The sequence below is a fragment of the Mucilaginibacter sp. P4_E8 genome, assembly GCF_056401495.1.
In genome coordinates, this window is record NZ_JBFUJG010000019.1 from 70,198 (window position 1) to 76,620 (window position 6,423).

Sequence of the window (6,423 nt, forward strand, 5' to 3'; positions counted from 1 at the left end):
AAAAGCCCTTCTGGTTATATTTAGAAAGGCTTTTTCAATGGGGTATCATTTAAAAACGATATCCCAAAGTCAGGAAACCATTGTTATTGGTTTTTTTGAAGCTGGCTGTCGGGTTTCCTGCATCAATAAGATAAGGGGATATCAGCTCCGAACCTGTTACATGTGCGTAGGTGGCATCAATATAGTATGCGCCAAACCTGAGGCCTATACCACCGGTAACTGTTTTGATGTCGCCTGTAACATCAGTGGCAGTGCTGTTATTTTTAAACGGACTGCCTTGCTGGCTATAGCCGCCACGTAAGTAAAACATACTGGTTATGCGGGCTTCGGCACCGGCGTGGATATTAATGGTTGAACGGTAATCAGATTTGATTTGGGTAATATCTGAGGTGTTATCAAAGTCGACATTGCTGTTTATATGCGCGCTGGCATAATCAATATATTCCACATCGCCGCTTATAAAGCCATATTTACCTATAAAAAAAGACGCTCCGCCTGCCAGTTTAAGCGGTGTGCGCATATTATAATTAAATGTACTTGAACCTAATTCATCACTTTGACCAGCCCTGCCGCTGATATTGGTTGATAAACCCTCGTTGTAGCTGTCGTCGATACTATAAAAAGTTGGAGATGTAAAGGTAAAGCCTAAGCGCAAGGCTTCAACCGGCTTATAAATAACACCTAATTTGATATTGGCGCCGTTACCCCTTGTTGACTGACTTTGTACATAAGCCGAATTAAAATCAGTAGGCACACCCACAGTACCACCGTTGGGAGGTATGGATGCGCTGCCCGTTTCTGTAAACTGGCGAAAATAATCATACCTGATATCGGTAATAGCAACACCCACACCCAGGTATAGTTTATTACTGTAATTGGCTCCAAAAGAAAAATCAAACTCCGATTGTCCACCCACACGTGAAATTATTCCGTTTTGATTTATAGGTGTCGAAACTGTGCTTGCAAAGTCGGGGTTGGTATTGGTGCCAAAATTATCTACAATGCCTTGCTTATATGCCCAGCCGCCTAAAGCGTCGTTGGGGCGGTTGTTGGCAATGCCGGCGAAATAATCAGATATGGAACTGCTCGGGTTTCTACCACTGTAAGCTATATCTTCATAAAAATTATTGGTACGGCTGTAAGCAGCCCCATAGTTAATACTTAACCAGCCTTTGGTTTTATCGCGCCCTTTTGGGGTATTAAGCTGCTGGTAAATTACAACCGCGGCATTATTTAAATTGCCATTGTTTTTACTGGTGTTACCGGTCTGGCCAAAATAGGTTGAATTTACTTTTGAACCATTGTACTCAGGGGTTATGCTGAATTCAGAGTGTGTAAAGAAACCCAAACCGGCAGGATTACCGCTAATGGAGCTCAAATCGCCACCTACAGCTGTACCGGCATTACCAATGGCTTTTATGCGCGATGTAGAACCTGTTTGGAAAGTGGAGAAACGTACCACATCCTGCGCGTACTGCCCAAAACTATTTTTAGTAATAGCTACTATAGCAATTACAGTAAGTAGGTATTTTATTTTCATAGAATCTCAGGGTGATAAAATTATGGTCTGCCTGGTCTGCCGCCTCCACCGCTACTACCTCCGCTTGAGCTGCGTGTGCCACTGCCGGAGTTGTTGTTTGATGGTGAAGGTGTATAAGTAGGTTGCTGCTGTGTAGCCTGGCGCGCCTCTGCCGCACGTGCCGGCTGATTGTCTGAACGCGACGGGCGTGCATCTGTACGGGCCGGCCGGTTATAATTGTTATTGGTGCCGCGGCCGCCGGGTACATAACCTATGCCGCTATTGGCGGGCACACGCGTACCAAAACCAGGAGTGCTGGCAGTACCACTACCGCTGCCACGGCCATATCCAACCCCACGGTTAGGACGTGGTGTGCCGCCGGCATAATATCCGCCGCCGTAATATCCGCCCCCATAGTATCCGCCTCCATAATAACCACCATATCCCCAACCCGGGCCACCCCAGCCATAACCGTATCCAAGGCCTAAGCCCCATCCTCCGTAACCATACCCCAAACCTAAGCCCCAACCACCGTAGCCATAAGGTGAATATCCATAGCCATAAGGCCCGTAATTAAAGCCTAAGCTAAAGCCGTTGTTAAAAGCGTAATTGTTATAACCATAGTACAAATTGTCGTAATAACTAAAAGGAGAGTAATAACTGAAACGGTTTATGCGCGATGCATAGTCATCGTAATAAAAATAATCATCGTCATTGTAGTCCTGATCCTGATCTACATTTTGGTTGTATGTGTCGGCCGCCGCGTAAGTAGGGTCATCACCTGCTTTAGCTTTAGAGAAATAGACATCATCACTGCTTTCGGTATTTGCGAGTTTGGTGGTTGAGCAGGAACTCAGCGCTATGGCGCCGATTAGAAAAATTCCTATAGCAATGTTCCGTTTCATGTCAGGTATATGAAAAGTTCGAGTTCGAATAAGTTTTAAATTTATAAATTTGAGCGCAATATACAACAATTGCAAAGTCAAATTCTATCCAATCAATATGAGCAAAGGTGTTATTAGTAAAGACGAAGATTATTCGCAATGGTTTAACGACTTAGTAATTAAATCTGACATGGCCGAATATTCGCCGGTTAGGGGCTGTATGATCATCAAACCCTATGGATATTCTATATGGGAAAAGATACAGGCCGTGCTTGATCAGATGTTTAAAGATACAGGGCATAGCAATGCCTATTTCCCGCTGTTAATACCCAAATCCTTTTTCTCAAAAGAGGCCAGTCACGTTGATGGCTTTGCCAAGGAATGTGCAGTTGTTACACACTATCGCCTTAAAAACGATGGTAGCGGAAATATTGTGGTTGATGAAGATGCCAAACTGGAAGAAGAACTCATCATTCGCCCAACATCCGAAACCATTATCTGGAACACGTATAAAGGCTGGATCCAATCGTACCGGGACCTGCCTATCCTGGTTAACCAATGGGCCAATGTAATGCGCTGGGAAATGCGCACCCGTTTATTTTTACGCACAAGCGAGTTTTTATGGCAGGAAGGGCACACTGCTCACGCCACATCAGAAGAAGCCGTAGCCGAAACCGAGCAAATGCTTAACATATATGCCGATTTTGCAGAGAACTGGATGGCATTGCCTGTAATAAAAGGCCGTAAAACGCCAAATGAACGTTTTGCAGGTGCTTTAGATACCTATTGTATTGAGGCTTTGATGCAGGATGGTAAAGCACTACAGGCAGGTACATCACACTTTTTGGGGCAAAATTTTGCCAAGGCTTTTGATGTAAAGTTTACCAACAAAGAGAATAAGCTGGATTATGTTTGGGCAACATCATGGGGCGTATCAACCCGTTTGATAGGAGCGCTGATCATGGCACACTCTGACGATGCCGGGCTGGTATTACCGCCCAAACTGGCGCCTATTCAGGTTGTGGTTGTACCTATCTATAAACATCAGGAAGAGCTGGATAATATATCGGCTTATGTAGCTTCGTTAACTAAAGAGTTAAAGGCTAAAGGTATCTCCGTAAAGTTTGATAACCGGGATACCCACCGTCCGGGAGCAAAATTTGCCGAGTACGAGTTAAAGGGTGTGCCATTGCGTGTAGCCATAGGCAGCCGCGATATGCAAAATGGAACCGTTGAACTGGCCCGCCGTGATACTAAAACAAAGGAAACCGTAAACCAGGAAGGTTTGGCACAACATATAGAAACCCTGCTGGAGGAAATTCAGACCAACATTTACAAAAAAGCGTTCGACTTTAGGGCTGAAAATATGACTGAGGTTGATACCTATGAGGAGTTTAAACGTATGTTGGATGAAGAACCAGGTTTCCTGAGCGCCCACTGGGACGGCACACCTGAAACCGAGCAACGCATAAAAGAGGAAACTAAGGCGACAATTCGTTGTATACCTTTGGATAATAAACAGGAAGAAGGCAAATGCATTTTGACTGGGAAACCGTCGACACAAAGGGTGTTGTTTGCAAGGGCATATTAATCGGTAGCGTGTTGCGGGGTGCGTGTGGCGTGTTAAATACGTAGCAGGATACCCGCAACCCGCAACACAAAACACGAAACACGAAACTGAACAAATGAAATTCGCAACTAAAGCTATACATGCAGGGCAGGAGCCCGATCCAACTACAGGCGCTATCATGACGCCGATATATCAAACATCAACCTACTGGCAAAAATCGCCGGGCGATAATAAGGGCTATGAGTACTCGCGGGGTACCAACCCAACCCGCAAGGCGCTGGAAGACTGTTTGGCTGCATTGGAGAACGCCAAATTCGGTTTGGCTTTTTCAAGCGGAATGGGCGCTACCGATGCGGTGATGAAATTACTTGCCCCGGGTGATGAAGTAATAACCGGGAACGATCTTTACGGTGGTTCGTACCGGATATTCACTAAAATATTTGCTAATTATGGCATTAAGTTCCATTTTTTGGATCTTTCAAACCCCGAGATCATCCGGGAGTACACCAACGATAAAACCAGGCTGATCTGGATAGAAACGCCAACCAATCCTACCATGCAAATTGTGGATATTGCGGCAATAGGCATAATCGCGAAAGAAAAGAACCTGCTTTTTGTGGTGGATAACACTTTTGCTTCGCCATACCTGCAAAATCCTATTGATCTGGGTGCCGATGTGGTGATGCATTCTGTAACCAAATACATTGGCGGTCACAGTGATGTAGTAATGGGTGCTTTGATGCTGAACGATGAAGAGCTGTATAAAAAACTATGGTTCATTTATAACGCCTGCGGTGCTACACCCGGCCCTATGGATAGCTTTTTGGTATTGCGTGGTATTAAAACCCTGCACCTGCGCATGAAAGCACATTGCGAAAACGGCAGGCAGATTGCCGAGTTCCTGAAAACTCACCCCAAGGTGGAAAAAATATACTGGCCGGGCTTTACCGACCATCCTAACCATACTATCGCCAAAGAGCAAATGCTTGATTTTGGCGGTATGATCTCTATTGTTTTAAAAGGTGCCGATCTGCAGGAAACTTTCCGCATTGCATCGTCATTTAAAGTGTTCTCCCTGGCCGAGTCATTGGGCGGTGTAGAATCATTGATCAATCACCCGGTAAGTATGACACATGGTTCTATACCCAAAGCCGAGCGCGAAAAAGCCGGTGTGGTTGATAACCTGTTACGCTTAAGTGTAGGGGTTGAGGATATTGAAGATTTATTGGAAGATTTGAAGCAAGCACTGAGCCCCCCGACCCCCTAAAGGGGGAGGATATAATCATATTATGAGTAATGGTGCATTAAAAGCATCCCCTTTAGGGGACGGGAGGGGCAGGCTCCCCCTTCAGGGGGCAGGGGGGCTTCAAGCTTTCCTCGACGCTAAAGTAGCCCAATACAATCAGCCCGGTTTTATTGAGAACGATCCAATATCTATACCGCACCTGTTTAGTAAAAAACACGACATCGAGATCATGGGCTTTTGGGCGGCTACCCTGGCCTGGGGGCAGCGCGTTACCATCATCAAAAAATGTAAGGAACTGATTACCTTAATGGATGGTGCTCCTTATGACTTTATCATAAACCATCAGGAGCCAGATCTTAAAAAGCTACTTAGTTTTAAGCATCGTACCTTTAATGATATTGATACACTGTATTTCATAAGCTTTTTCAGATATCATTATGAGCGATTCGATTCATTAGAGGATGCGTTTGTGACGCCCCTCGGCCCCCTGAAGGGGGAGTCTTTTGATTTGCCAGGTGGCGGGGCCGAGGCGGCATTGAACCACTTCCGTTCATATTTCTTTTCTCTGCCCGATTATCCGCATCGAACTAAAAAACATGTGTCGTCGCCGTCGCAAAAATCAACCTGCAAACGGCTCAATATGTTTTTACGCTGGATGGTGCGTAAGGATGATTGCGGAGTTGATTTTGGCATTTGGAACCACATTAAACCTGCCGACCTGATCTGCCCGCTTGACCTGCATGTTGACCGGGTATCCCGCAAACTGTTGCTCATTACCCGCAAGCAAACCGACTGGCAAACCGCCATTGAACTTACCCAGCGCCTGCGCGAATTTGATCCGCTCGATCCGGTAAAGTATGACTTTGCCTTATTTGGATTAGGCATTGAGGAACGCTGGGGTGTGCAGTTTTAAGAAATTAAAGCACTGACCTTATTGTTTATCTCCATTTATTTATCTCCACGCGTCATTGCCTTTAGATTAGCTTCAACAAAATAATATAGGTTATTATTATTGTTGAAGCTTTCTTTTTGCTTCTTTTTCTTTGTTAATAACCTTGATTTTTGTGGAAAAAGTTAACAACGGTAAGGGTTCATTATCGTCATTGCCAGGCTTAAAGGCCTATGCCTCGATTAAATCCCTTACCGCTTGTTTTAAACTGTGACATCAAATAGAAATTAGAGTTTGGAAGGCTCATTAGTAAGG

5 protein-coding genes are annotated in these 6,423 nt (G+C 45.0%); 3 read left to right on the forward strand and 2 right to left on the reverse strand.

The features are described from left to right. Window positions 1-49: 49 nt before the first annotated feature. Entirely contained in the window at window positions 50-1,540 is a 1,491-nt protein-coding gene (locus AC1DRQ_RS10825) for an OmpP1/FadL family transporter (RefSeq protein ID WP_477424300.1), read from the reverse strand. 20 nt (window positions 1,541-1,560) lie between these two features. Next, the gene (locus AC1DRQ_RS10830; RefSeq protein ID WP_477424302.1) at window positions 1,561-2,424 is read right to left on the reverse strand and encodes a hypothetical protein; all 864 of its coding nucleotides are present in this window, start codon (window positions 2,422-2,424) and stop codon (window positions 1,561-1,563) included. Between the two features lie 97 nt (window positions 2,425-2,521). On the opposite strand from AC1DRQ_RS10830, the gene proS reads away from it, so the two are divergent. From proS to AC1DRQ_RS10845, 3 genes are read left to right on the forward strand one after another with little or no spacing between them, the layout of a single operon-like run. Beyond that, window positions 2,522-3,994 carry a proline--tRNA ligase gene (proS, locus tag AC1DRQ_RS10835; protein WP_477424304.1) on the forward strand — a complete coding sequence of 491 codons (1,473 nt, stop codon included), beginning with the start codon at window positions 2,522-2,524 and terminating at the stop codon, window positions 3,992-3,994. A gap of 22 nt (window positions 3,995-4,016) precedes the next feature. Further along, window positions 4,017-5,240: a cystathionine gamma-synthase gene (locus AC1DRQ_RS10840; RefSeq protein ID WP_477424306.1), complete on the forward strand. Its 1,224-nt coding sequence runs from the start codon at window positions 4,017-4,019 to the stop codon at window positions 5,238-5,240. A 22-nt stretch (window positions 5,241-5,262) separates the two neighbouring features. Further along, window positions 5,263-6,132 (forward strand): TIGR02757 family protein, encoded by an 870-nt coding sequence (locus AC1DRQ_RS10845; RefSeq protein WP_477424308.1) that lies wholly within the window; start codon window positions 5,263-5,265, stop codon window positions 6,130-6,132. Window positions 6,133-6,423 lie beyond the last annotated feature (291 nt).